Raw genomic sequence first — 20,815 nt, 5'->3', positions numbered from 1 at the left:
CAGCGCAGGCCGAGGAAGGACAGGATGAACAGGACGACCACGACAAGGCCGACGATATAGATGATAGAATTCATGAAGCTTCTCCCTTCGTTTTCCGCTTGCGCGGACGCACCGTCGCGGCCGTCCGTCGCATGTCGTGCTGCCGAAAGAACGGCAACGCTTGTATCAAGTTCCCATGGCGCCACGAAAAATCGCGGTCATGGCGTTCGGGCGGGCAGCCAGCCCAGGCCCGCGGCGGTCTGCCGGACGGGGTCGTATTCGGCGCTGACCCAGCCCCGGTATCCCGATCGGTCGAGCATTTCGAAGAACGCGGGATAGTCGATCCCGCCGGTATCGGGCTCGTGGCGTCCGGGACAACCCGCGATCTGCACATGGCGCACCAGCGATGCGACGGGGGCCCAGGCCGCCAGCGCGTCGCCGGTGATCTTCTGGGCGTGATAGGCATCGAATTGCAGGCCCAGATTCGTCGCGCCCAGCCGTTCGATGATCGCGGCGGCCTTGTCGTAGTCCGACAGGTAATAGCCCGGCATGTCCTCGTGGTTGATCGGCTCGATCGTCAGGCTGGCATGAGGCGCGCGCGCGGCCGCCCATGCCAGATTGTCAAGGAAGGCTGCGTCGGCGCGGGCGCCCTCGGCCTTGCCGGCCATGATGTGGATGTGGCGCGCGCGCAGCGATTCGGCGACGCGCAGGGCGCGCACGAAATCGTGGCGGAAACGGTCTTCCATGCCAGGCTGGGCGGCGAAGCCGCGCGGACCGCCCGCCCAGTTCGGTGGCGGGCAGTTGATCAGCACGATCTCCAGCCCCGCCCTGATCGCCGCGCGCGACAGATCGCTGACGGCGATATCATAGGGAAACAGGATCTCGGCACCCTCGAATCCCGCCGCAGCGGCGGCGGCAAAGCGCTGCTGAAGCGGAAGTTCCGTGAACAGCATGGTCAGGTTGGCGGCGAAGCGCGGCATGGGGTCCTAGGGCTCCAGCGGGAAGAATTGCCCGGCCGAGCGGACGCCCGCGCGTCCGTCCCCGTCCCCGGTGACATCGGCTGCCGCTGCCAGACGGTAGAAGGTCTTGCGGTCGATCAGCGCCTCCAGACCGGCGCGGACATGAACATAGGGTCGCGGCTCGGCCGTCGTGCCGCGGATCACGATCGGGTGCTCGGCATCGGCCGTCACCAGATCGCCGACATTGGTGGTGAAGATGATCCGGTCCGGCGCGATCTCGGCATCGACGGCGATGAATGGCGCGTCCTCGACACGGATTCCGACCTTTTCGACCGGAGTCACCAGGAAAAAGCTGTCGCCCTCGCGTTTCAGCACGGTCGAGAACAGCCTCACCATGGCCGGTCGCCCGATCGGGGTGCCTTCATAGAACCACACGCCATCGGCGCGGATTTCCATGTCCAGATCGCCGCAGAACGGCGGATTCCACAGATGAACCGGCGGCAGTCCGCCTTTCTTCGCGGCCTTGCCGGCGGCTTCGGCGATGCCCGCCGCACTCACGCTTTTGTCACCCCGATCCGGCATTCGTTATGGTCGCCTCCGCCCGATTTCCCTATGCTCGGGTGTAAAGCAGCGGAAGGGCATTGTCATGGCTTCGGATGAAATTCTGGTGCAGGAGGTTCAGACCCTGGGTGCGCGGCTTGCCGATGCGCGCGCCAGCATCGAAGGCCGCTTCGTCGGTCAGCACCATGTGGTGGAGCAGGTTCTCGCGGCGATCCTGTCGGGCGGTCATGCGCTGCTGGTCGGCCAGCCGGGACTGGGCAAGACGATGCTGGTCGATACGCTGTCCACGGTGCTGGGGCTGGACAGCCAGCGCATCCAGTTCACCCCCGACCTGATGCCGGCCGATATCCTCGGCTCCGAGGTGCTGGACGTGCTGACCGATGGCAGCCGTGCCTTCCGCTTTATCGAAGGACCGGTCTTCACCCAGCTTCTGATGGCCGATGAAATCAACCGCGCCAGCCCGCGCACCCAATCCGCGCTGCTGCAGGCGATGCAGGAACGCGAGGTGACGGTCAGCGGCCGGCATCGTCCGCTGGGGCGCCCCTTCCATGTCCTCGCCACCCAGAACCCGATCGAACAAGAGGGAACCTATCCACTGCCCGAGGCGCAACTGGACCGCTTCCTGCTGCAGATCGACGTCGATTATCCCGACCGCGACACCGAACGCGGCATCCTGCTGGCGACGACCGGCATTGCCGAGGGCGCGGCCCATGCGGCATTCGACGCGCAGGGGCTGATCGCCGCGCAACGCCTGATCCGGCAGATGCCGGTGGGCGAGGCCGTGGTGGAAGCGATCCTCGATCTGGTGCGCGCCTTCCGACCCGGTGCCGACGAGGCCGCGCCCTTCGTGGCCGACACCCTGGTCTGGGGCCCCGGTCCCAGGGCCGCGCAGGCGCTGATGCTGGTCACGCGGGCGCGCGCAGTTCTGAACGGCCGGTTCGCGCCCACGCTGGAGGATGTCGAGGCGATGGCCCCGCCGGTTCTGCGGCATCGGATGGCGCTGTCCTTCGCTGCCCGCGCGCGTGGCGAGACCACCGACGCGGTGATCGCCCGCCTGCTGGATCAGCGTTTCGGCAGCCGTCAGGCGGCATGAGGCGGTCTTGACGCGCAGTCCCGCCGAACTTCGATCCCGCGCCGAGCAAGCCGGCGCCCATCTGCCCGGCCTGATCCTGTCGGCCGAGCGGCTGGCCGCGATGGTCGCGCCGGGCGCGCATGGCCTGCGCCGGGCCGGTCCGGGCGAGGATTTCTGGCAATACCGCCCGGCCAGCAGCGGCGATACTGCACGCAGCATCGACTGGCGGCGCTCGGCCCGTTCGGATTCGCAATTCGTGCGCGACCGCGAGGCGCAGACGGCGCAGGCGGTCGGGCTGTGGGTCTCGGCGGGGCAGGGGATGGGCTATTCCGGCGCGGTCGATCGGCCGACCAAGGGATACCGCGCCCAGGTAATGGCGCTTGCGCTGGCGATGATCCTGCTGCGCGGGGGCGAGAAGGTCGGGATGCTGGGCCAGCCGGCGCGCGCCGGCCGCGTTCAGGCCGAACGACTGGCCGAGGCGATGGCCATCACGCAGACCGCCCGCGACGACGCCGACGCGCCTGCGCCCGAAAGCCTGCGCCCCGCGCAGCGGCTGGTGATCCTGTCGGATTTCCTGACCGATCCGGACTGGGTCCGTGCGCTGCTGGCACGCGCATCCGGGATCGGCGTGCGCGGCGTTCTGATGCAGGTTCTGGACCCGGACGAGGAGAACTTTCCCTATTCCGGTGCAGTGGTCTTCCGGTCCCTGTCGGGCGCGACGCGCCATGACAGCCGCGACGCGGGTGGGCTGCGCGAGGCCTATCTGGCGCGGCTGGCCCAGCGGCGCGACTGGTTGCGCGAACAGGCCCGGGGCGCGGGCTGGCATTTCGGCCATCACGCGACCGGCCACGCCCCGGCCCACGCGCTGAGCTGGCTCTATCAGGTTCTGGGGGGCTGATGCTGATCCTCGGGCCCTTGGGATTCGCGGCGCCATGGGTGCTGGGCGCGCTGGTCGCGCTGCCGGTCCTGTGGCTGATCCTGCGCGCGATGCCACCGGCGCCGCGTCTGGTGGCCTTTCCCGGCGTGGCGCTGCTGCGCGGGCTGATCGACCGCTCGCCCGTGGCGCAGCGGACGCCGTGGTGGCTGCTGCTGATCCGGCTTGCGGCGGTCGCGGCGCTGATCCTGGCCTTCGCCGGGCCGGTCTGGAAGCCGGTGCTGCGCAGCGATGCGGATGGCCCGCTGCTGGTGGTGATGGATGCAGGCTGGGCCGCCGCGCCGGGCTGGGCCGGCCGGCAGGCCCGCGCCGAACGGGCCCTGACCGAAGCCGCCGGCCAGGGCCGCCCCGCCGCGCTGCTGCTGGCGGATGGCCGGACCGGTTCCGGTGCCCTGGTCTTCGCCCCCGCCGACCGGCTCCTGGCCGGTCTGCGCGCGTCGGGGCCTGTTTCCTGGGACACGGCGCTGCCCGACGATCCTGACGTGGCGCTGGCGGATGTGCCGGACGGGCTGCTTTCGACGCTGTGGATCAGCGACGGGCTGGACCATCCGAACCGCGCCGCCTGGCTGGCCGCCCTGGCCGATCGCGGGCCGGTGACGGTGGTGCCGCCGACGCGCGCGCTGACCGCGCTTGGCCTTGGCGGCGGCGATCGGCCCGCCCTGACGCTTTACGCCACGGGCGATGCCGCGCCCCAGATCCTGGCCATCGGGCCCGATCCGCAGGGGATCGAGCGCGAGCTGGCCCGACTGACCCCCGGCGATGTCACGCGCTCCGAGGGCGTTCTGACCCGCCCCGTCGCCATCGATCTGCCGCCGGAATTGCGCAACCGCGTGACCCGGTTCCAGATCGAAGGCGAAAGCCATGCCGGCGCGGTCGTCCTGGCCGATGACCGGGTTCGGCGCCGCAAGGTCGGGCTGGTGGGCGACGCCGCCGATCAGGCCGAGGGGCAGCGGCTTCTGTCGCCGCTGTATTACCTGCGCCGGGCGCTGGCGCCGACGACCGATCTGGTCGAGGGGGGGCTGGGCGATGTGCTGGACGCCGCCCCCGATGTGATCATCGTCGCCGATCAGGTCGAGATGGCCGAATCCGGAGAACTGGCGCAATGGGTCGATGCGGGCGGCTTGCTGATCCGCTTTGCCGGGCCGCGCATGGCCGCCTATGATGGTCTGGTGGACGAACCGCTGCTGCCGGTCACCCTGCGGCAGGGCGGCCGCGATATCGGCGGCGCGCTGAGTTGGGGCGACCCGCGCGGGTTGGCCCCCTTCGCCACCGATGGCATCTTCGCCGGCCTGACCGCGCCCGGTGACGTGACGGTGCGGGCGCAGTTGATGGCGCAGCCCGCGCCGGACCTGTCCGACCGCACCATCGCCGCCCTGTCGGACGAGACGCCGCTGGTCACGCGCGCGCGTGTCGGGCAGGGCCAGATCGTCCTGTTCCATGTCACCGCAAACGCCGAATGGTCCAGCCTGCCGCTGTCGGGGCTGTTCGTCGAGATGCTGAACCGGCTGGTCGCCACTGCCCGCGTCAGCCCGGCCGAGGAACAGGCCGAGGATCGCGAACAAGCCTTCTGGACGCCGCAGATCGTGCTTGACGGCTTCGGCCGCGCCGCGCCCGCCGAGGATCTGTCGCCCATCGCCGCCGGCGACATGGCCGGGGGACCGGCGCCCGGCCGCCCGGCCGGCATCTACGCGGCCGGCGATCGCAGCAGGGCGCTGAACGCGGGTGGCGACTTCACCCTTGCCACATGGCCCGGTGCCACGGTCGAGGCCGCGGCCGAACTGCCGGGACGGGATCTGAAGGGCTGGCTGCTGGCGGCCGCCGCGCTGCTGCTGGCTCTGGACGCGATCGGTTCGGCCTTCGTTGCGCGCGGCACGCGCGCGCGCGCCATGCCGGCGGCGGCGATCCTTCTGGCAGTGCTTCTGGCGCTGCCCGGCGGGCAGGCGCGGGCACAACAGGACCAGCCTGACCCCGATCTGGTTCGCGCCGCCAACGAGGTGGCGCTGGCCTATGTCGTGACCGGCGATCAGGAACTGGACCAGACCTCTTACGAGGGGCTGACCGGTCTGTCGCTGGCCCTGCGTCAGCGCACCTCGGTCGAGCCGGGCGAGCCCGTGGCGATCGACCTCGACACGGACGACCTGTCGGTGCTGACCTTCCTCTACTGGCCGATCAGCGCGGGGCAGACCCCGCCCTCGCCGCAGGCCTATCTGCGACTGAACCATTACCTGCGCTCGGGCGGGATGATCCTGTTCGATACCCGCGACGGCGACGTGGCGGGCCTCGGCGGGCCCGATCTGGGCCAGACCCTGCGCAATCTGGCCGCGCCGCTGGAGATCCCGCCCCTGGCGCCGATCCCCGAAGATCACGTCCTGACCCGCAGTTTCTATATCCTCGAGGATTTTCCCGGCCGCTGGCAGGGCAACCCGGTCTGGGTCGAAGCGCCGCCCGCCGGGGCCGAGGCCGCCGAGGGCGTGCCGTTCCGGCAACTGAACGATGGCGTCAGCCCGGTGGTCATCGGCGGCAATTCCTGGGCCGAGGCCTGGGCGGTCGACGGGAACGGCTATCCGGTCTTTCCCGTCGGGCGCGGCTGGGAGGGGGAACGCCGGCGCGAGATGGCCTATCGTTTCGGCATCAACCTGATCATGTATGTGCTGACCGGGAACTACAAATCCGATCAGGTCCATGTTCCCGCGCTTCTGGACCGGCTGCGCGGGGTTGATCCCGGAAGGCTGCTGCCATGACCGAATTGCGCTTCGATCCGCTGATGCCCTGGTGGGTGATCGGCGCGCTGGCGGGGCTGGCGCTGCTGATCGCGGGCTTCGCGCTGTGGCGCGGCCTGCGCGGCTGGGCCTGGCGCGGATTGGCCGGTCTGGCCGCCGCGCTGGCGCTGGCGGGGCCGGCGCTGGAGATCGGCAGCCGTGCGGGCCTGTCGGATATCGTGGTGCTGCTGGACGACCGTTCGGCCAGCCAGAGCCTGCCGGAACGCGGCGATCAGACCGATGCCGCGGTAACCGAGCTGACGCGCCGGATCGAGGCGCTGCCCAATACCGAGTTGCGCCGCGTCACCGTCGGCGACAGCGAGGACGGCACCCTGCTTGCGACCGAGATGGCCCGCGCCGTCGCGGCCGAGCCGGCAAGCCGCCTGGCCGGTGTCATCGCCGTGACCGACGGCCGGATCCACGATGCGCCGATGCTGCCGCAATCCGTGCCCGCCCCGGTCCATGTCCTGCGGACCGGGCGGCCGCAGGACTGGGATCGCAGGCTGGTGATCGAAGAGGCGCCGGCCTTCGGTCTCATCGACCAGCAGGTCACGATCCGCCTGAGGATCGAGGATCAGGGCGCGGTCCCCGATAGCGTCGCCGGAGGTTCTGCCAATCTGCGCATCAGCGTCGATGGCGAGGATGAACAGACCTTCGCCGTGCCCGTGGGACAATCGCTGGAACTGCCGCTGACCCTGACCCATGCCGGCCAGAACGTGGTCCAGATCGGCTTTGACGCGCCCGACCCCGGCGGCGCGGGGCCGGAACTGACCGACCGCAACAACAGCGCCGCGATCAGCATCAACGGCGTGCGCGACCGGCTGCGGGTGTTGCTGGTCTCGGGCGAGCCCCATGCCGGGGAACGGACCTGGCGCAATCTGCTGAAATCGGACGCGGCGGTCGATCTGATCCATTTCACCATCCTGCGCCCTCCCGACAAGTCGGACGGCGTGCCGGTCGACGAACTGTCCCTGATCGCCTTTCCGACGCGCGAATTGTTCCTGCAGCGGATCGACGATTTCGACCTGATCATCTTCGACCGCTACCGGGTGCGGGGCATCCTGCCGCCCTCCTATTTCGACAATATCGCCCGCTATGTCGAAAATGGCGGCGCGGTGCTGGTTGCGGCGGGGCCGGAAATGGCCAGCGTCGAAAGCCTGAACCTGTCGCCGATGGGCCGGATCCTGCCCGCCCGCCCCACCGGCCGGATCATCAATCAGGCGTTCCGCCCGCAACTGACCGAGGCCGGGCGCCGCCACCCGGTCACATCGGGTCTGCCCGATGCGCCCGACGAGAACGGCGCGGGCGGCTGGGGCCGCTGGCTGCGCATGGCCGAGGTGACGCCCGACCCCGACGCTCAGGTCGCGATGACCGGTCCGGATGGCGCACCGCTTCTGATCCTGAACCGGGTCGGCAAGGGGCGGGTGGCGCTGCTGAGTTCGGATCAGGTCTGGCTCTGGAGCCGCGGTTTCGAGGGCGGCGGGCCGCAGCTGGAATTGCTGCGCCGCATCGCGCATTGGTCGATGAAGGAACCGGAGCTGGAGGAAGAGGCGCTGCTGGCCGAAGTTTCGGGCGGTCTGGACGTGCGCTTCACCCGCCGCACGATGCAGGACAAGGCCGGCCCGCTGATCGTGACCCGGCCGGATGGCCAGACCGAAGAGGTTCCGTTGACCCAGGCCGGGCCGGGCCGCTTCAGCGCCGACTGGACCGCGCCCGAGCCGGGGCTCTACCGTCTGCAGGACGGTGATCTGCGCCGGGTGCTGGCACTTGGCCCCGCCGCGCCGCGCGAATTCGAACAGACCGTTGCCAGCACCGACCAGCTGGCGCCGCTGGTCGAGGCCTCGGGCGGCGGCGTCGTCGCGCTGTCCGACGGCGTGCCCGATCTCAGAACGGTCGCGCCGGGCCGGACGGCCCATGGCCGGGGCGTGGCCCGTGACTGGATTGCCATCACCCCGCGCGATGCGGCGACGGTCACCGGCCTCGAACGGCGGCCCTTGCTGCCCGGCTGGGCGTGGCTGGCGCTGATCGCGGGGCTCATCTTGCCGGGCTGGCTGGCCGAGGGCCGCAGGACCGGCAAGGCGGCGCCTGTAACGGGCAATCCGGCCGCCGGCCAGGGCTGACGCGCTTGCCAAGGCCGGGCGGCGTTGCTAACCGGTCACAAATCCTCCGGAGGAAGACCAGCATGGCCGCCGCCCCGCGCAACCCAGCCCCCCATACCGAGGCCGATCTTTCGCTGATCAAGCGGATCATCCCGCACCGCTATCCGTTCCTGTTCATCGACAAGGTGCGCGACATCGTGGCCTTCGAAAGCGCAATCGGCGTCAAGAACGTGACCTGCAACGAGCCGCATTTCCAGGGCCATTTTCCCAGCCAGCCGATCATGCCCGGCGTCACCATCGTCGAGGCGATGGCGCAGACCTCGGCCGTGGTGGTTGGCATCAGCCTCGACGTCATCGACAAGCCGCTGCTGACCTATTTCATGGGGATCGACAATTGCAAGTTCCGCCGCATGGTGGTGCCGGGCGACGTGCTGGAACTGCATTGCACCGTCACCCGCGCCGGCGGCCGGATCTGGAAATTCCACGGCGAGGCCAGGGTCGATGGCCAGCTGGCGGCCGAGGCCGATTTCACCGCCATGATGGACCTGAAGGCCGATGGCTGAGACAGCGATCCACCCCACGGCCGTGATCGAGCCCGGGGCAGAGATCGGCACCGGGGTCAGGATCGGCCCCTTCTGCGTCGTGGGCTCCCAGGTGCGGCTGGCCGACCGGGTGGAACTGCGGTCCCATGTCGTCGTGACCGGTGACACCGCGATCGGCGACGAAACGGTGATCTTTCCCTTCGCCTCGATCGGCGAGGTGCCGCAGGATCTGAAATACCGCGGCGAGAAGGTGCGCCTGAAGATCGGCGCCCGCAATCGCATCCGCGAATATGTTACTATGAATCCCGGCACCGAGGGCGGCGGCGGCGTCACCCGCATCGGCGATGACGGGCTGTTCATGGCCGGCGCGCATGTCGCCCATGATTGCCGGATCGGAGACCGGGTGATCCTGGTGAACAACGCCTCGGTCGCGGGCCATTGCGTGCTGGAGGATGACGTGATCGTCGGCGGCCTGTCGGGCGTGCATCAATTCGTCCGCATTGGCCGCGGCGCGATGATCGGGGCGGTCACGATGGTCACGGCGGACGTGATTCCCTTCGGTCTGGTCCAGGGACCGCGCGGCCATCTGGACGGGCTGAACCTCATCGGGCTGAAACGCCGCGGCGTCAGCCGCGCCGAGATCGCCGCGCTGCGCAGCCTGCTGGCCGATCTGGGACGCGGTGCTTTTCGCGACAGTGCGCGGACGCGCGCGGAAGGCACGGTTTCGGCGATGGAGCGCGAGGTGCTGGATTTCATCCTCGGACCCTCGGACCGTTCGTTTCTGGCGCCGCGCCCGGCATGAGCCGCACCGCCGTCATCGCCGGTCAGGGTGGGCTTGCCCCGGCCGTCATCGCCGCGCTGGACGATCCGCTGGTCTATGCGCTGGACGGTTTCGCGCCGCCCGTGCCCGCGACCCCGTTTCGGCTGGAACGGCTGGTTCCCTTTCTCGACCGCCTGATTGAACACGGTGTGGACCGGGTGATCTTCGCGGGTGCCGTCCGCCGCCCCCGGCTGGATCCCGAGGCTTTCGATCCGCGCACGGCGCAATTGGTCCCGCGCATCCTGACCGCGCTGCAATCGGGCGACGACGCGGCCCTGCGCATGGTGCTGGATATCTTCGAGGAACACGGCCTGACCATCTGCGGCGTCGACCAGATCGCCCCGGATCTGGTGCCGGAGGCGGGGATCCTGACCGGCGCCCCGACCGATTCCGACCGCCGCGACGCCGCCCGCGCGGCCCGGATCCTGTCGCATATGGGCGACCTGGATCTGGGGCAGGGCGCGGTGGTGGCGCAAGGATTGTGCATGGCGCTGGAAACCCAGCCGGGCACGGCAGCCATGCTTGACTTCGCCGCCTGCCACACCGGACTGCGCCCCGACCCGACCGGCGCCAAAGGCGTCTTCTACAAGGCTCCGAAACCCGGGCAGGATCGGCGCGTCGATCTGCCGACGATCGGCCCCGACAGCGTCGATCAGGCTGCGGCAGCGGATCTTGCCGGCATCGCGTGGCAGGCGGGCGGCGTCATCCTGCTGGATCGCCAGCAGACGGTGCAGCGCGCCAGGGCTGCGGGGCTGTTTCTGTGGGCACGGCCGCAAGAGGGTATTTGATCAACGAAGAAGGGCTGGTTTCTTCTTCGTTGCCCCAATACCCATGGGCAAGGCAGCAACCGTAGGAGCCGCATGACGTTCTTCCTGATCGCGGGCGAGACCTCGGGCGACCAACTGGGCGCGGCCCTGATGGCCGGGATGCGCCAGTTGCGGCCCGATGTGGCCTTTACCGGCATCGGCGGGCCGCAGATGATGGCGCAAGGCATGGACAGCCTGTTTCCGATGGACGAGCTGTCATTGATGGGAATCTGGGAGGTGCTGCCGAAATTTCGTCATCTGAAGCGCCGCATCGCCCAGGCTGCCGAGGCCGTGATCGCGGCGGCCCCCGAGGCGCTGATCACCATCGACAGCCCGGATTTCTGTCTGCGGGTCGCGCGTGCGGTTCGCGCCGCGCGGCCCGATCTGCGCACGATCCACTATGTCGCGCCCTCGGTCTGGGCCTGGCGCCCAGGCCGGGCGCTGAAGATGGCCGAGGTGATCGACCATGTTCTGGCGATCCTGCCCTTCGAGCCGCCGCTGATGCGGGCTGCCGGAATGCGCTGCGATTTCGTCGGCCACCCCATCGCCACCGCCGAAGTGGCGGGTCCGGACCAGGCGGCGCTGTTCCGCGAGACCCATGCCATCGCGCCCGAGGCGCCCGTTGTCCTGTGCCTGCCGGGGTCGCGCCGATCCGAAGTGTCGCGGCTGGCGCGGCGTTTTGACGAGGCGCTGCTGCGCCTGCGCGACCGGCTGCCCGAAATCCGCATCGTCCTGCCGACCGTGCCGGGCGTCGCGGATATGGTGCATGAAATGACACGGCGCTGGCCCACGGCGCCGATCGTGCTGGAGGATCCCGTGGAAAAGCGCGCGGCCTTCGCGGCCGCCGATCTGGCCTTGGCGGCCTCGGGGACGGTCAGCCTGGAACTGGCGGCGAACCGGATTCCGATGGTCATCGGCTACGACATGGCCCCGCTGAGCCGCCTGGTCGTGGGGATGCTTCTGCGCACCGATACGGTCACGCTGGTCAATCTGGTCAGCGACACCCGCGCCGTGCCCGAATTCCTGGGCAAGGCCTGCCAACCCGGCGCCATCGCCCAGGCGCTTCAGGATGCGCTGGAAGACAGCACCGCGCGCAAGGCCCAACTGGACGCGATGGATCTGGCCATGGACCGGCTGGGCAAGGGCGGCGAGGCGCCGGGACTGCGCGCGGCACGCTCGGTCCTTGGTTCGGTTACAGAACCGCGGTGACGATGATCTCGACCTTGTAATCGGGTGTCGCCAGTTTCGATTCGCCGGTCGCGCGGGCCGGGGCGTGGCCAGGCGCGACCCAGCCGTCCCAGACCTCGTTCATGGCGGCGAAATCGGCCATGTCGGCCAGCCAGATCTGGGCCGAGACGATCCGGCTTTTGTCCGTGCCGGCCTTCTTCAGCAGCGAGTCGACCTGGGCCAGGATCGCGCGGGTCTGTTCGGCGGCGGGCTTGCCCGGCTGGGCCACCTGGCCTGCCAGCCAGACCATTCCATTCGCCACGACCGCCTGGCTCATCCGCTGGCCGGCTTCGATACGCCTGATGTCGCTCATGTCTTCATGCTCCTTTTGCGAGACGCCAGAAAAAGATCGCGGTCATCCCGAAACCGACCACGGCGATCAATGCGCGCAGCGGCCCGCGCGGGATGCGCCGCGCTATCGGGGCCCCGGCATAGCCGCCGATGATGGTTCCCGCCGACATGATCGCGGCCGGAATCCACACGATCTTGCCACCAACCGCGAAGATGGCGAAGGCGATGATCGCCAGCGCCGCGCTGAGCCAGCTTTTCAGACCGTTCATCTGGTGCAGATCGCGCATTCCCCACATCGAGAAGACCGCAAGCATGATGATCCCCAGGCCGCCGTTGAAATAGCCGCCATAGATCGACATGGGAAGAAGCGTGCCCAGCCCGAAGGGCATCACCACCGATTGCCAGCGGGAAGCATGGCGGCGGATCGGTTCGGACCAGTAGAACACGATGGTCGCGATCAGCAGCAGGAAGGGGACCAGCAGCGCGAAGGCCTTGTTCGAACTGACCAGCAGCAGGACACTGCCGGCGCCGCCGCCGATCATCGTCCACAGGGTCAGCTTGATCAGCGGCACGCCGTCGATCGCGCGGATGTCGCGGCGAAAGCCCAGCGTCGCCGCGACATAGCCGGGCAGGGCCGCGACCGTGCTGGTGGCATTGGCGACGACGGGCGGGACGCCCGTGAAGACCAGCGCGGGAAAGGTGATGAAGGTGCCGCCGCCGGCAACCGCATTCAGGACGCCACCCAGCACCCCGGCGAGAAAGGTCAGGGTGACTTCGAGCATCCGGCGGCCTTGTCAATCACAATGCTGTGTGGAGCGGGTGAAGGGAATCGAACCCTCGTCGTAAGCTTGGGAAGCTTCTGCTCTGCCATTGAGCTACACCCGCGTGGCGTTTCGATTAGCCGTTGGTCGCGGCGCCGTCAAGGCTGTCAGACCAGCCCGACGGCCGCGAGGGCCGCGGCGATGTCGGGCGGCAGCGGATCCTCGGATGCGCGGTCGGCAGGCAGATCGGCAGGGGCCTCGTCGCCCTTCAGATAGCGCCAGCCCTGGAACGGGCGGCGCGGCACGGCGGCGACGCGCACCAGATCGCGGTCCAGCACCAGCGCGCAGCGGCGGATGCCGTCCTGGCCCAGCCTTTCGTCCAGCCGCAAAAGCCGCTGGCGGGCCAGCATGACGCCCTTGAACACCCAGTAAATCGAGCCTCCGTCCAGCAGTTCCGCCTCGCGTCTGGGCCACATGCGGGTGACGTGAATGGCCGGCGCCTCGTGGAAACGCTGCTTCTGCCAGTGCAGCAGATCCTCGGGGCCGTCGGCGCCGACGCAGAGTTTCATCAGGTTGAGCGGGGCTGGCATCTCCGCAAGATAGGTGGGCCGAAGACGCGCCGCAAGCGGACCGGTCCTGTCCGTTGGCCAAAGCGGGCGACGTCAGGCACTGCCGATCGCGGGTGACGAATCTTGCCGGCTGGCAAGATGCGCCAGGACGAAATCCGCCCGCGCCTCGACATCGGTTCCTGGCAGGACGATGGTATCGTATCCAAGCCGCCCGAAAGCATCGACCAGGCGGTGATACTCATCGATGGCGTCCTGCATGTCGTGCCGCCGCGCGTCATCTGTCCGGTAGATTTCCGGCCAGGGCGGGGTCAGAAAAACCTGCTGGTGAAAACGCCCCCGCCCGCCGAGCGTCTCGCCAAGCGGTGTCCCAGCCGCGTGTTCCAGCGCGACGGCCGCATCGATCAGCCCGCGATCGAAAAAGAGCCAGCCGGTGACGCCACGCAGACCCCGCCGGTCCTCAAGCGCCATCTCGATAGCCCTGCGCGCGAAGGCTTCCGGATCGGCCCAGGGAAGCGCGCTGCCATGGCCGGGCTTCTCTTGGGCGACGATCCGTCTGCCGGGCTCGGGCACGACGGGGAATCCCCGCCGTGCCAGTTCGGCGAGAAGCGTCGATTTTCCGCCGCCCGAACAGCCTGAAAGGATGACGTGCCGGCCAAGATTGTCGCGTGGCATCGGGTCTTCCTTGGCCGCGAGATGCAGTTCAGGTTCAAGAATGGCGTCGTCTCTCAGAGCCGCGGCCGATGGCGCGACAGCAAAAAGCCGCGACATCGGCCGCGGCTTTCAGGATTCGTTCATCACAAGCGGATCAGAGCTCGTCCAGCGCCTCGACGGCCTTTTCCAGTTCCTGCTTGCTGATTTTCTTTTCCTCGACCTGCGCCTTTTCGGCGATGTGATCGACAACCTTGTCCTCGAAGATCGGGGCGCGCAACTGCTGCTGCATGTTCTGGTTCTGCTGCACGAATTCGAAGAAGGCCCGTTCCTGACCCGGATATTGACGCGCCGCCTGCAAGACGGCCTGGGTCATTTCCTGATCGGTCACGCTGACTTCGGCCTTCTGCCCGATCTCGGCCAGAAGCAGGCCCAGACGCACCCGGCGCTCGGCCAGTTTCCGGTGCTCGTCTGTGGGCTCGATGGCGCCGTGATCGTGGCCTTGCTCCTCGGGATGTTCTTCGTGCCACAATTGGTGAGCGATCTGGTTGGCCTCGGCCTCGACCAGCGATTCCGGCAGCTCGAATTTGACCTGATCGTCCAGCTGATCCAGCAGAGACCGCTTCATCACCGCGCGGGCGGCACCGGCATATTCGGTTTCCAGCCGTTCCGAGATCTGCTTTTTCAGGCCGTCCAGATCCTCGGCGCCGAATTTCTTGGCCAGTTCGTCGTCGATCTCGGCGGCTTTCGGCGCCTTGACCGCCTTCACCTTGCATTCGAAGGTCGCTTCCTTGCCGGCCAGATGCTTGGCCCCGTATTCCTGCGGGAAGGTGACCTTCACCGTGACATCCTCATCGACCTTGGCGCCGACCAGTTGTTCTTCGAAGCCCGGAATGAAGCTGTTCGAGCCCAGGACCAACGGGTAATCCGCGGCCTCTCCGCCCTCGAACGCCTCGCCATCGACAAAGCCCTTGAAGTCGATCACGACCTGATCGCCGTCCTTGGCCTTGCTGCCCTTGCGGCGGTCGTCGAAATCCTGGGCCGATTTCGCCAGGTTCTCCAGCGCCTCGTTCACTGCTTCTTCCTCGGCCGGGACGCTCAGCTTTTCCAGCTTCAGCCCGGTCATGTCAATTTCGGGGATGGCGGGCAGGGTTTCGTAGCTGACATTGACAACCACATCGTCGCCTTCCTTCCAGTTCTCGCCGTTCTCCATCTCGACGGCGGGCTGGGCGGCGGGGCGATCGCCGGTTTCCTCCAGATGCTTGCGCAGGGCGCCATCGATGGCCTCCTGCATGGCGTCGCCAAGGATGCGCGGGCCGAATTGCTTCTTCAGCATCGCCATCGGCACCTTGCCCTTGCGAAAGCCCTTCATCTCGATCTCGGGCTGCGCCTCTTTCAGCTTGGCATCGACCGTCGCGGCCAGGTCGGCGGCGGGCAGGGTGAACTGGTAGCCCCGCTTCAGACCTTCGTTCCGGGTTTCCTTGACCTGCATCATCGTCCTCATATCCAGAAGGGCCGCCAGAAGCAGGGCGACCTGAAAATTTCCGCCCTTCTAGTCGTGGGGGCGGGGGTCTGCAAGCAGATTGCGGAACCGCCGGCGCCCAAGCGCGTTCCCAATCGACGCCCTGGAACGCGAACGGGATCAACCTCATGGATCATCCTCGAAAGACCGGCGGATTGGCCGCCCTGGCCCTGGCTCTGGCATTGCCGGTTGCAGGCTGGTCGCAAGATGCAGCCCCCGCGCCCGAAGACGGCCAGCCGCGCGCTGCCGGAACTGCGGCGAGCGGTGCGCAGCCGGAGGGGAACGGGACCGGCGGAAATCTTGCCACGACCGGCACCGCTGCCAAATCCGCCAGCCGCGAATGCGACAACGCAGCCGGCAAGGCAGTGCCAGCGACCCAGCCGCAACCGGACGATGACGGCATGTCTCCGGCCAATTCCGGCAGCACCGGTTGGAGCGGGGGAACCGGCGGTTCGCAGATCGGCACCAATGCTCAGGGTGGGCTGCCGGGATCGAAGACCTGGCACGCGCCGACCGCGCGCGGACTGGATCTTTCCGGACGGCCTGAACCGGCCGACCTGCCTCAGGACGGGCCGAAACCCGAAGCAGCCGATCTGGCGGGACTGCCCGATTGCTGAGATAAAGGCGGCGGGACCGGCCCTGCCGGAATTTTTCTGTCAGCCGGCGTGCAGCCTGACATCCGCCTTTGCGGCTGCGGCGCCCATCTGGCCGGGCCGGGACAAAAGCCGCGACCAGCGCGGCTCGATTCGTCCGGGAAGGCGCGCGTGCAGCAGCCCCATCGGCAGCGCCCATGGCTGGAACAGGGCGGTCCGGTAGAAATCGAACAATCCGCGCCGCAGATAGGGCGTCCAGTGGGACAATCGGCGCGGATGACGTTCGGTCGGAAATCCAAGGCGTTCCAGCGCCGCAAGCGTTTCGCCCTCGTCGATCTGCATATCGACCCAGTTCCGCGTCGGCCGGTTCAGCCCGAAACCCAAAGCCTGCCTGCGGCCCAGCGACAGCCATTGTTCCAGCGCGAAGTCGAAAAGGTCGTTCTCGCGCGAGGTGATGTTGATCACTTCGGCCTGCCGACCGGCGGCCGAGGCCAGGGCCCGCGCGGCTTCGTCGCGAAATTCGGCTCCGGTCAGAAGGATCATCCGCCCGATCGTGCCGCAAACCGCCTCGCGCAGGGCGGTCAGCGCGACGCGCGCGCCCAGGGAATGGCTGATGACGGCCACAGGCCGACCCGAGGCATGCGCCAGCCGGTCTACCAGCCCCGACAGCGACCGCCCGGCAAGGCCCGCCCGGCGATAGGCCCCGCGCAGGGTGCCCCGCGCTTCCCAGCCAAAGGCGATGGCCAGTCCGTCCTGGGGATGGACGCCGCCGAATCCCAGAGCCCGCGGCCAGGATGTCGCCCGCCGCTGCCGCGGATCGGGATCGAGCGACAGGATGTGACGATGGGGATCATGGGCCGGCTGCGAGGGCGAATAGCGGTAGCCGTGGATCATCACGACAATGGGCGCCTCGGCGGGCAGGTCGGCGGCGACCTGCCACAAATGCTGCGGCAGAGCGTGATCGGCATTGATCCTGACGACGGGCATCCCGACCTCCCCAATGGCCTCATCTGGCGCTGTGGTAGATCGAGGGTGCGACGGTCGCGTGAAAGAAGTGTTAAGCCTGCGTGAAGATGCGTTGCGCTTTTTAGGCGGTTTTTGTCGCTCGAAATCAGATTACTGCGGAACGTCGCGGAAACTGTCATCGGTCAGCGGCAGCGCATCACTTGTCCGTTGGCCAAGGCGGCGCCTGACCGGTGGCGATACGTCGCGCAATCCGGCCGGAAACCGCCATCCTTGTGCCTAGGCCGTTTTCCCCATTGAATTTTCCCCGGCTGACCCTCTATGTTGCGTATATACGCCAAGCGGCCTCAATCGCAGGTTGCATGGCGCAAACAGTTTCGCAGCGCGGCACCTCTGGCCCCGACCTTTGGCGGGCGGCATGTGCCACGCGGAAAAACCCGCCCTTGGCAGCGAAGACCTCGCGACCGGGGCGATACCAGACAGCGGTTCGGCGGGCCTTGGCCAACCGGACCATCATCAAGGAACAGACGCGATGACGCGCGCAGGGGACGGACGAACAGACGGGGGGCGGGCCATGGGCCGGGCCGCCCGACTGGTCGTGGCACCCGCCGCGCCCGTGTCCCCATCACAACGCAGCCTGACTTCCGGGGCGCCACTGGCGCCGCCCGGCGCAGTGCTGCGCGAAAGACATGACAATGGCAAAGAAAATGCTGATCGACGCAACCCATGCCGAAGAGACTCGGGTGGTCGTTGTCGACGGAACCAAGGTCGAGGAATTTGATTTCGAGACCGTAAACAGACGGCAGATTTCGGGAAACATCTATCTGGCAAAGGTCACGCGGGTCGAACCCTCGCTGCAGGCGGCGTTTGTCGATTACGGCGGCAATCGCCACGGCTTCCTGGCCTTCGCAGAGATCCATCCCGATTATTACCAGATCCCCGCCGCCGACCGCGATGCACTGCTGGCCGAGGAACGCGCCCATGCCGAGGCGCAAGAGGCCGAAGAGGCTTCGCGGGGCGGAAAAAGCCGCAAATCCGCAAAGGCCGAGAAGGCCGAAAATGGTGACGAGATCGTCGCGGAGGATTCCCGGTCCGACGGTGAAGAGGCCGGCGCATCGGATGCGGTCGACAAGGATGACAGCATTGAATCGGTGGCCGATGAGGATGTCAGCGAGGAAATCCGCGTCTCCAAGAAGCCGCGTTCGCGCCGCTACAAGATCCAGGAGGTGATCAAGGTCCGCCAGATCATGCTGGTCCAGGTGGTCAAGGAAGAACGCGGCAACAAGGGCGCGGCGCTGACCACCTATCTGTCGCTGGCGGGCCGCTATTGCGTCCTGATGCCCAACACCGCCCGCGGCGGCGGCATCAGCCGCAAGATCACCAACGCGGCCGATCGCAAGAAGCTGAAGGATATTGCCGGCGAACTTGACGTGCCGAAGGGCGCGGGCCTGATCATCCGCACGGCGGGCAGCCAGCGCACCCGGACCGAGATCAAGCGCGACTACGAATACCTGTTGCGGCTGTGGGAACAGATCCGCGAGGTGACGTTCAAGTCCGTGGCCCCCGCGCCGATCTACGAGGAAGGCGACCTGATCAAGCGCACGATCCGCGATCTTTATTCCAAGGAGATCGACGAGGTGCTGGTCGAGGGCGAGCGTGGCTATCGCGTGGCCAAGGACTTCATGAAGATGATCATGCCGTCCCATGCCAGGAACGTGAAGCTTTATAGCGACCAGATGCCGCTTTATGCGCGCCATCAGGTCGAAAGCTATCTGGGCGGCATGTTCAACCCCGTGGTGCAGTTGAAATCGGGCGGCTACATCGTCATTGGCGTGACCGAGGCGCTGGTCGCCATCGACGTGAACTCGGGTCGGGCGACCAAGGAGGGCTCGATCGAGGAGACGGCGCTGAAGACCAATCTGGAAGCCGCCGAGGAGGTCGCCCGCCAGCTGCGCCTGCGCGATCTGGCCGGCCTGATCGTGATCGACTTCATCGACATGGAAGAGCGCAAGAACAATGCCTCGGTCGAGAAGCGGATGAAGGACCGGCTGAAATCGGATCGCGCGCGCATCCAGATCGGCCGCATTTCGGGTTTCGGCCTGATGGAAATGAGCCGCCAGCGCCTGCGTCCGGGGATGCTGGAAAGCACGACCCAACCCTGCGCGCATTGCCACGGCACCGGCCTGATCCGCAGCGACGACAGTCTTGCCCTGACCATCCTGCGGGCGATCGAGGAGGAAGGCACGCGCAAGCGGTCCCGCGAGGTGCTGGTCAAGGCGCCGGTTGCGGTGGCGAATTTCCTGATCAACGCCAAGCGTGAACATATCGCCGTGATCGAGGGGCGCTATGGTCTTTCGGTGCGGATCGAGGCCGATCCGGCGCTGATCTCGCCCGATTACGCGATCGAGAAGTTCAAGACTGCCACGCGCCTGGTGGCCGAACTGCCTCATGCTGCGCTGTCGGTCGATGCCACCCTGATGGCGCAGATCGATGACGAGGAGGACGAGGTCGAGGTCGAGGAACAGGCCGAATACCGGGCGCAGACCGCCCCGGATGCCGCGTCGCAGACCGCCCCGGATGCCGAGGGCGAGGACGAGGACGACGAGGGCGGCCGCTCGCGCAAGCGCCGGCGGCGCCGGCGGCGGAAATCCTCGTCCCATGCGGATGAGGCGGGACGGAGCGCCGACAGTGACAGCGACAGCGACGAGATCGCAGGCCGCCAACCGTCGGAAAACGAAGCCGCCGATACCGGGCAGCCACGACCTGACGGGCAGCGTGACGGCCAGCCTGAGACCGGCGACAGCGACGAAGCGGTCGCAGGCAAGCCCGCCTCGCGGGGCCGCCGATCGCGTTCGCGGGGCCGCAAGGCGGACGACGCCGCAGGCGCATCCCAGGCCAAAGGCCTGCCCGAAGTCGTGGATCTGCGCGATCATGCCGAAGAAACCCTGGCCGAGGGCCTGCCCGGCCCGGATGCCGCGCAGGAAGCTGTGACGGCCGAACCGTCCGAGGCTCCCAGGACCGCAGATTCTGCAGTCCCGGAAATCCCTGCCGAAGCGCCACCGGCGCCGGTGCAGCCCCAGACGACACCGCCCGCCCAGACGGCCGAGGATGGGGCGGCCGAGACGACCGGGCCCGACCAGCCGGTCGAAACCCGAGAGCCCGAGTTGGCCGAGACCGCAGGCTCTGACACTACGCGGCGCAAGCGCCGCGGCTGGTGGTCGCTGGGACGCTGATACCGAAAAAGGGCGCGGTTCGATCCTGACGCATTCCGCGTGGTGGGAGGCCCACCCGCAAGCATAGTTCGATGAGATAAGGCCGTGCCAAAGATGCACGCGGCCTTATCCAAACGTTGCGCATCGTCATCGACTGCTATGTGCAGTTAGTGCATCTGGCCTCGTGGCGGGATCATGCTACCCGGAACTCAATGCTGCTACCTGTTTCTTCGGAATATCATGACTTCCGATTGTTTTCTGGATGCAGCGACCAACTGTATCCAGGATCTGCTTCTCCCTAACCCTATCAGACTCCGGTGTTAGGAACTCGGGAGATGAAAGATATGTCGACGACTTTAGCCGCCCCGGAAGGTGCTCTCTGCGTCCAGCTCTCTGGTTCAGTTCGACAGCTCGCGAAAGGGCATCGATCATGATGCTCTTAGCCTGCTCATCTGTTTGGCGCGACAGGAAGACTGAATAAACCCGTGAGACCAAGCG

18 protein-coding genes and 1 tRNA gene are annotated in these 20,815 nt (G+C 67.6%); 10 read left to right on the top strand and 9 right to left on the bottom strand.

Features of this window, described 5'->3' with window-relative positions; translation table 11 throughout:
- Window positions 1-197 precede the first annotated feature (197 nt).
- Both B4L36_RS13685 and B4L36_RS13680 read right to left on the bottom strand, forming a co-directional pair.
- Window positions 198-959, bottom strand: coding sequence for a hydroxypyruvate isomerase family protein (locus B4L36_RS13685; RefSeq protein ID WP_292958266.1), 762 nt, complete (start codon window positions 957-959; stop codon window positions 198-200).
- 6 nt (window positions 960-965) lie between these two features.
- The gene (locus B4L36_RS13680; protein ID WP_292958264.1) at window positions 966-1,520 is read right to left on the bottom strand and encodes a DUF1285 domain-containing protein; all 555 of its coding nucleotides are present in this window, start codon (window positions 1,518-1,520) and stop codon (window positions 966-968) included.
- Between the two features lie 64 nt (window positions 1,521-1,584).
- On the opposite strand from B4L36_RS13680, the gene B4L36_RS13675 reads away from it, so the two are divergent.
- From B4L36_RS13675 to lpxB, 8 genes are all read left to right on the top strand, one after another.
- Complete coding sequence (locus B4L36_RS13675) at window positions 1,585-2,592, top strand: AAA family ATPase (RefSeq protein ID WP_292958262.1); 1,008 nt, start codon at window positions 1,585-1,587, stop codon at window positions 2,590-2,592.
- 7 nt (window positions 2,593-2,599) lie between these two features.
- The gene (locus B4L36_RS13670; protein ID WP_292958260.1) at window positions 2,600-3,469 is read left to right on the top strand and encodes a DUF58 domain-containing protein; all 870 of its coding nucleotides are present in this window, start codon (window positions 2,600-2,602) and stop codon (window positions 3,467-3,469) included.
- Complete coding sequence (locus tag B4L36_RS13665) at window positions 3,469-6,246, top strand: DUF4159 domain-containing protein (protein ID WP_292958258.1); 2,778 nt, start codon at window positions 3,469-3,471, stop codon at window positions 6,244-6,246. Before B4L36_RS13670 ends, B4L36_RS13665 begins: the two co-directional genes overlap by 1 nt.
- On the top strand, window positions 6,243-8,384 hold the full coding sequence (locus B4L36_RS13660; protein ID WP_292958256.1) for a hypothetical protein: 2,142 nt from the start codon (window positions 6,243-6,245) through the stop codon (window positions 8,382-8,384). The genes B4L36_RS13665 and B4L36_RS13660 overlap by 4 nt, the downstream gene beginning before the upstream one ends.
- 62 nt (window positions 8,385-8,446) lie before the next feature.
- Complete coding sequence (gene fabZ, locus B4L36_RS13655; RefSeq protein ID WP_292958254.1) at window positions 8,447-8,926, top strand: 3-hydroxyacyl-ACP dehydratase FabZ; 480 nt, start codon at window positions 8,447-8,449, stop codon at window positions 8,924-8,926.
- Complete coding sequence (lpxA, locus tag B4L36_RS13650) at window positions 8,919-9,707, top strand: acyl-ACP--UDP-N-acetylglucosamine O-acyltransferase (RefSeq protein ID WP_292958252.1); 789 nt, start codon at window positions 8,919-8,921, stop codon at window positions 9,705-9,707. Before fabZ ends, lpxA begins: the two co-directional genes overlap by 8 nt.
- Window positions 9,704-10,513 carry an LpxI family protein gene (locus B4L36_RS13645; RefSeq protein WP_292958250.1) on the top strand — a complete coding sequence of 270 codons (810 nt, stop codon included), beginning with the start codon at window positions 9,704-9,706 and terminating at the stop codon, window positions 10,511-10,513. The genes lpxA and B4L36_RS13645 overlap by 4 nt, the downstream gene beginning before the upstream one ends.
- A gap of 72 nt (window positions 10,514-10,585) precedes the next feature.
- A complete protein-coding gene (lpxB, locus tag B4L36_RS13640; protein WP_292958248.1) occupies window positions 10,586-11,740 on the top strand; it encodes a lipid-A-disaccharide synthase in 1,155 nt (384 codons plus the stop codon).
- On the opposite strand, the gene B4L36_RS13635 is transcribed toward lpxB, so the two are convergent.
- From B4L36_RS13635 to tig, 6 genes are all read right to left on the bottom strand, one after another.
- On the bottom strand, window positions 11,724-12,071 hold the full coding sequence (locus B4L36_RS13635) for a RidA family protein (RefSeq protein WP_292958246.1): 348 nt from the start codon (window positions 12,069-12,071) through the stop codon (window positions 11,724-11,726). The two genes, lpxB and B4L36_RS13635, sit on opposite strands and share 17 nt — an antisense overlap.
- Window positions 12,072-12,075: 4 nt before the next feature.
- A complete protein-coding gene (locus tag B4L36_RS13630; protein WP_292958244.1) occupies window positions 12,076-12,831 on the bottom strand; it encodes a sulfite exporter TauE/SafE family protein in 756 nt (251 codons plus the stop codon).
- A 29-nt stretch (window positions 12,832-12,860) separates the two neighbouring features.
- Window positions 12,861-12,934: transfer RNA gene (locus B4L36_RS13625), tRNA-Gly, on the bottom strand.
- Window positions 12,935-12,977: 43 nt separating this feature from the next.
- Window positions 12,978-13,400, bottom strand: coding sequence for a DUF1489 family protein (locus B4L36_RS13620; protein ID WP_292958242.1), 423 nt, complete (start codon window positions 13,398-13,400; stop codon window positions 12,978-12,980).
- Between the two features lie 72 nt (window positions 13,401-13,472).
- A complete protein-coding gene (locus tag B4L36_RS13615; RefSeq protein ID WP_292958240.1) occupies window positions 13,473-14,051 on the bottom strand; it encodes an AAA family ATPase in 579 nt (192 codons plus the stop codon).
- 133 nt (window positions 14,052-14,184) lie between these two features.
- The gene (gene tig, locus B4L36_RS13610; RefSeq protein ID WP_292958326.1) at window positions 14,185-15,519 is read right to left on the bottom strand and encodes a trigger factor; all 1,335 of its coding nucleotides are present in this window, start codon (window positions 15,517-15,519) and stop codon (window positions 14,185-14,187) included.
- A 158-nt stretch (window positions 15,520-15,677) separates the two neighbouring features.
- On the opposite strand from tig, the gene B4L36_RS13605 reads away from it, so the two are divergent.
- Complete coding sequence (locus B4L36_RS13605) at window positions 15,678-16,166, top strand: hypothetical protein (protein WP_292958238.1); 489 nt, start codon at window positions 15,678-15,680, stop codon at window positions 16,164-16,166.
- A gap of 39 nt (window positions 16,167-16,205) precedes the next feature.
- Here B4L36_RS13605 and B4L36_RS13600 read toward each other — a convergent pair whose 3' ends face one another.
- Window positions 16,206-17,129: a hypothetical protein gene (locus B4L36_RS13600; RefSeq protein ID WP_292958236.1), complete on the bottom strand. Its 924-nt coding sequence runs from the start codon at window positions 17,127-17,129 to the stop codon at window positions 16,206-16,208.
- Between the two features lie 671 nt (window positions 17,130-17,800).
- Here B4L36_RS13600 and B4L36_RS13595 point away from each other — a divergent pair.
- On the top strand, window positions 17,801-20,338 hold the full coding sequence (locus tag B4L36_RS13595; protein WP_292958234.1) for an Rne/Rng family ribonuclease: 2,538 nt from the start codon (window positions 17,801-17,803) through the stop codon (window positions 20,336-20,338).
- Window positions 20,339-20,815: the final 477 nt, after the last annotated feature.

Source organism: Paracoccus sp. UBA889 (assembly GCA_002294185.1).
In the GTDB taxonomy this organism is placed as follows: Bacteria; Pseudomonadota; Alphaproteobacteria; order Rhodobacterales; family Rhodobacteraceae; genus Paracoccus.
This window is presented reverse-complemented; position numbering and strand designations above follow the sequence as displayed.

What these genes read in the sequence shown, in the direction of transcription:
- B4L36_RS13595 (WP_292958234.1), top strand. Translation starts at nt 17,801, where the DNA reads ATGGCAAAGAAAATGCTGATCGACGCAACCCATGCCGAAGAGACTCGG.
- lpxA (WP_292958252.1), top strand. Translation starts at nt 8,919, where the DNA reads ATGGCTGAGACAGCGATCCACCCCACGGCCGTGATCGAGCCCGGGGCA.
- B4L36_RS13605 (WP_292958238.1), top strand. Translation starts at nt 15,678, where the DNA reads ATGGATCATCCTCGAAAGACCGGCGGATTGGCCGCCCTGGCCCTGGCT.
- lpxB (WP_292958248.1), top strand. Translation starts at nt 10,586, where the DNA reads ATGACGTTCTTCCTGATCGCGGGCGAGACCTCGGGCGACCAACTGGGC.
- B4L36_RS13680 (WP_292958264.1), bottom strand. Translation starts at nt 1,520, where the DNA reads ATGCCGGATCGGGGTGACAAAAGCGTGAGTGCGGCGGGCATCGCCGAA.
- B4L36_RS13615 (WP_292958240.1), bottom strand. Translation starts at nt 14,051, where the DNA reads ATGCCACGCGACAATCTTGGCCGGCACGTCATCCTTTCAGGCTGTTCG.
- B4L36_RS13635 (WP_292958246.1), bottom strand. Translation starts at nt 12,071, where the DNA reads ATGAGCGACATCAGGCGTATCGAAGCCGGCCAGCGGATGAGCCAGGCG.
- B4L36_RS13620 (WP_292958242.1), bottom strand. Translation starts at nt 13,400, where the DNA reads ATGCCAGCCCCGCTCAACCTGATGAAACTCTGCGTCGGCGCCGACGGC.
- B4L36_RS13685 (WP_292958266.1), bottom strand. Translation starts at nt 959, where the DNA reads ATGCCGCGCTTCGCCGCCAACCTGACCATGCTGTTCACGGAACTTCCG.
- B4L36_RS13660 (WP_292958256.1), top strand. Translation starts at nt 6,243, where the DNA reads ATGACCGAATTGCGCTTCGATCCGCTGATGCCCTGGTGGGTGATCGGC.
- B4L36_RS13665 (WP_292958258.1), top strand. Translation starts at nt 3,469, where the DNA reads ATGCTGATCCTCGGGCCCTTGGGATTCGCGGCGCCATGGGTGCTGGGC.
- B4L36_RS13630 (WP_292958244.1), bottom strand. Translation starts at nt 12,831, where the DNA reads ATGCTCGAAGTCACCCTGACCTTTCTCGCCGGGGTGCTGGGTGGCGTC.
- tig (WP_292958326.1), bottom strand. Translation starts at nt 15,519, where the DNA reads ATGCAGGTCAAGGAAACCCGGAACGAAGGTCTGAAGCGGGGCTACCAG.
- B4L36_RS13675 (WP_292958262.1), top strand. Translation starts at nt 1,585, where the DNA reads ATGGCTTCGGATGAAATTCTGGTGCAGGAGGTTCAGACCCTGGGTGCG.
- fabZ (WP_292958254.1), top strand. Translation starts at nt 8,447, where the DNA reads ATGGCCGCCGCCCCGCGCAACCCAGCCCCCCATACCGAGGCCGATCTT.
- B4L36_RS13645 (WP_292958250.1), top strand. Translation starts at nt 9,704, where the DNA reads ATGAGCCGCACCGCCGTCATCGCCGGTCAGGGTGGGCTTGCCCCGGCC.
- B4L36_RS13600 (WP_292958236.1), bottom strand. Translation starts at nt 17,129, where the DNA reads ATGCCCGTCGTCAGGATCAATGCCGATCACGCTCTGCCGCAGCATTTG.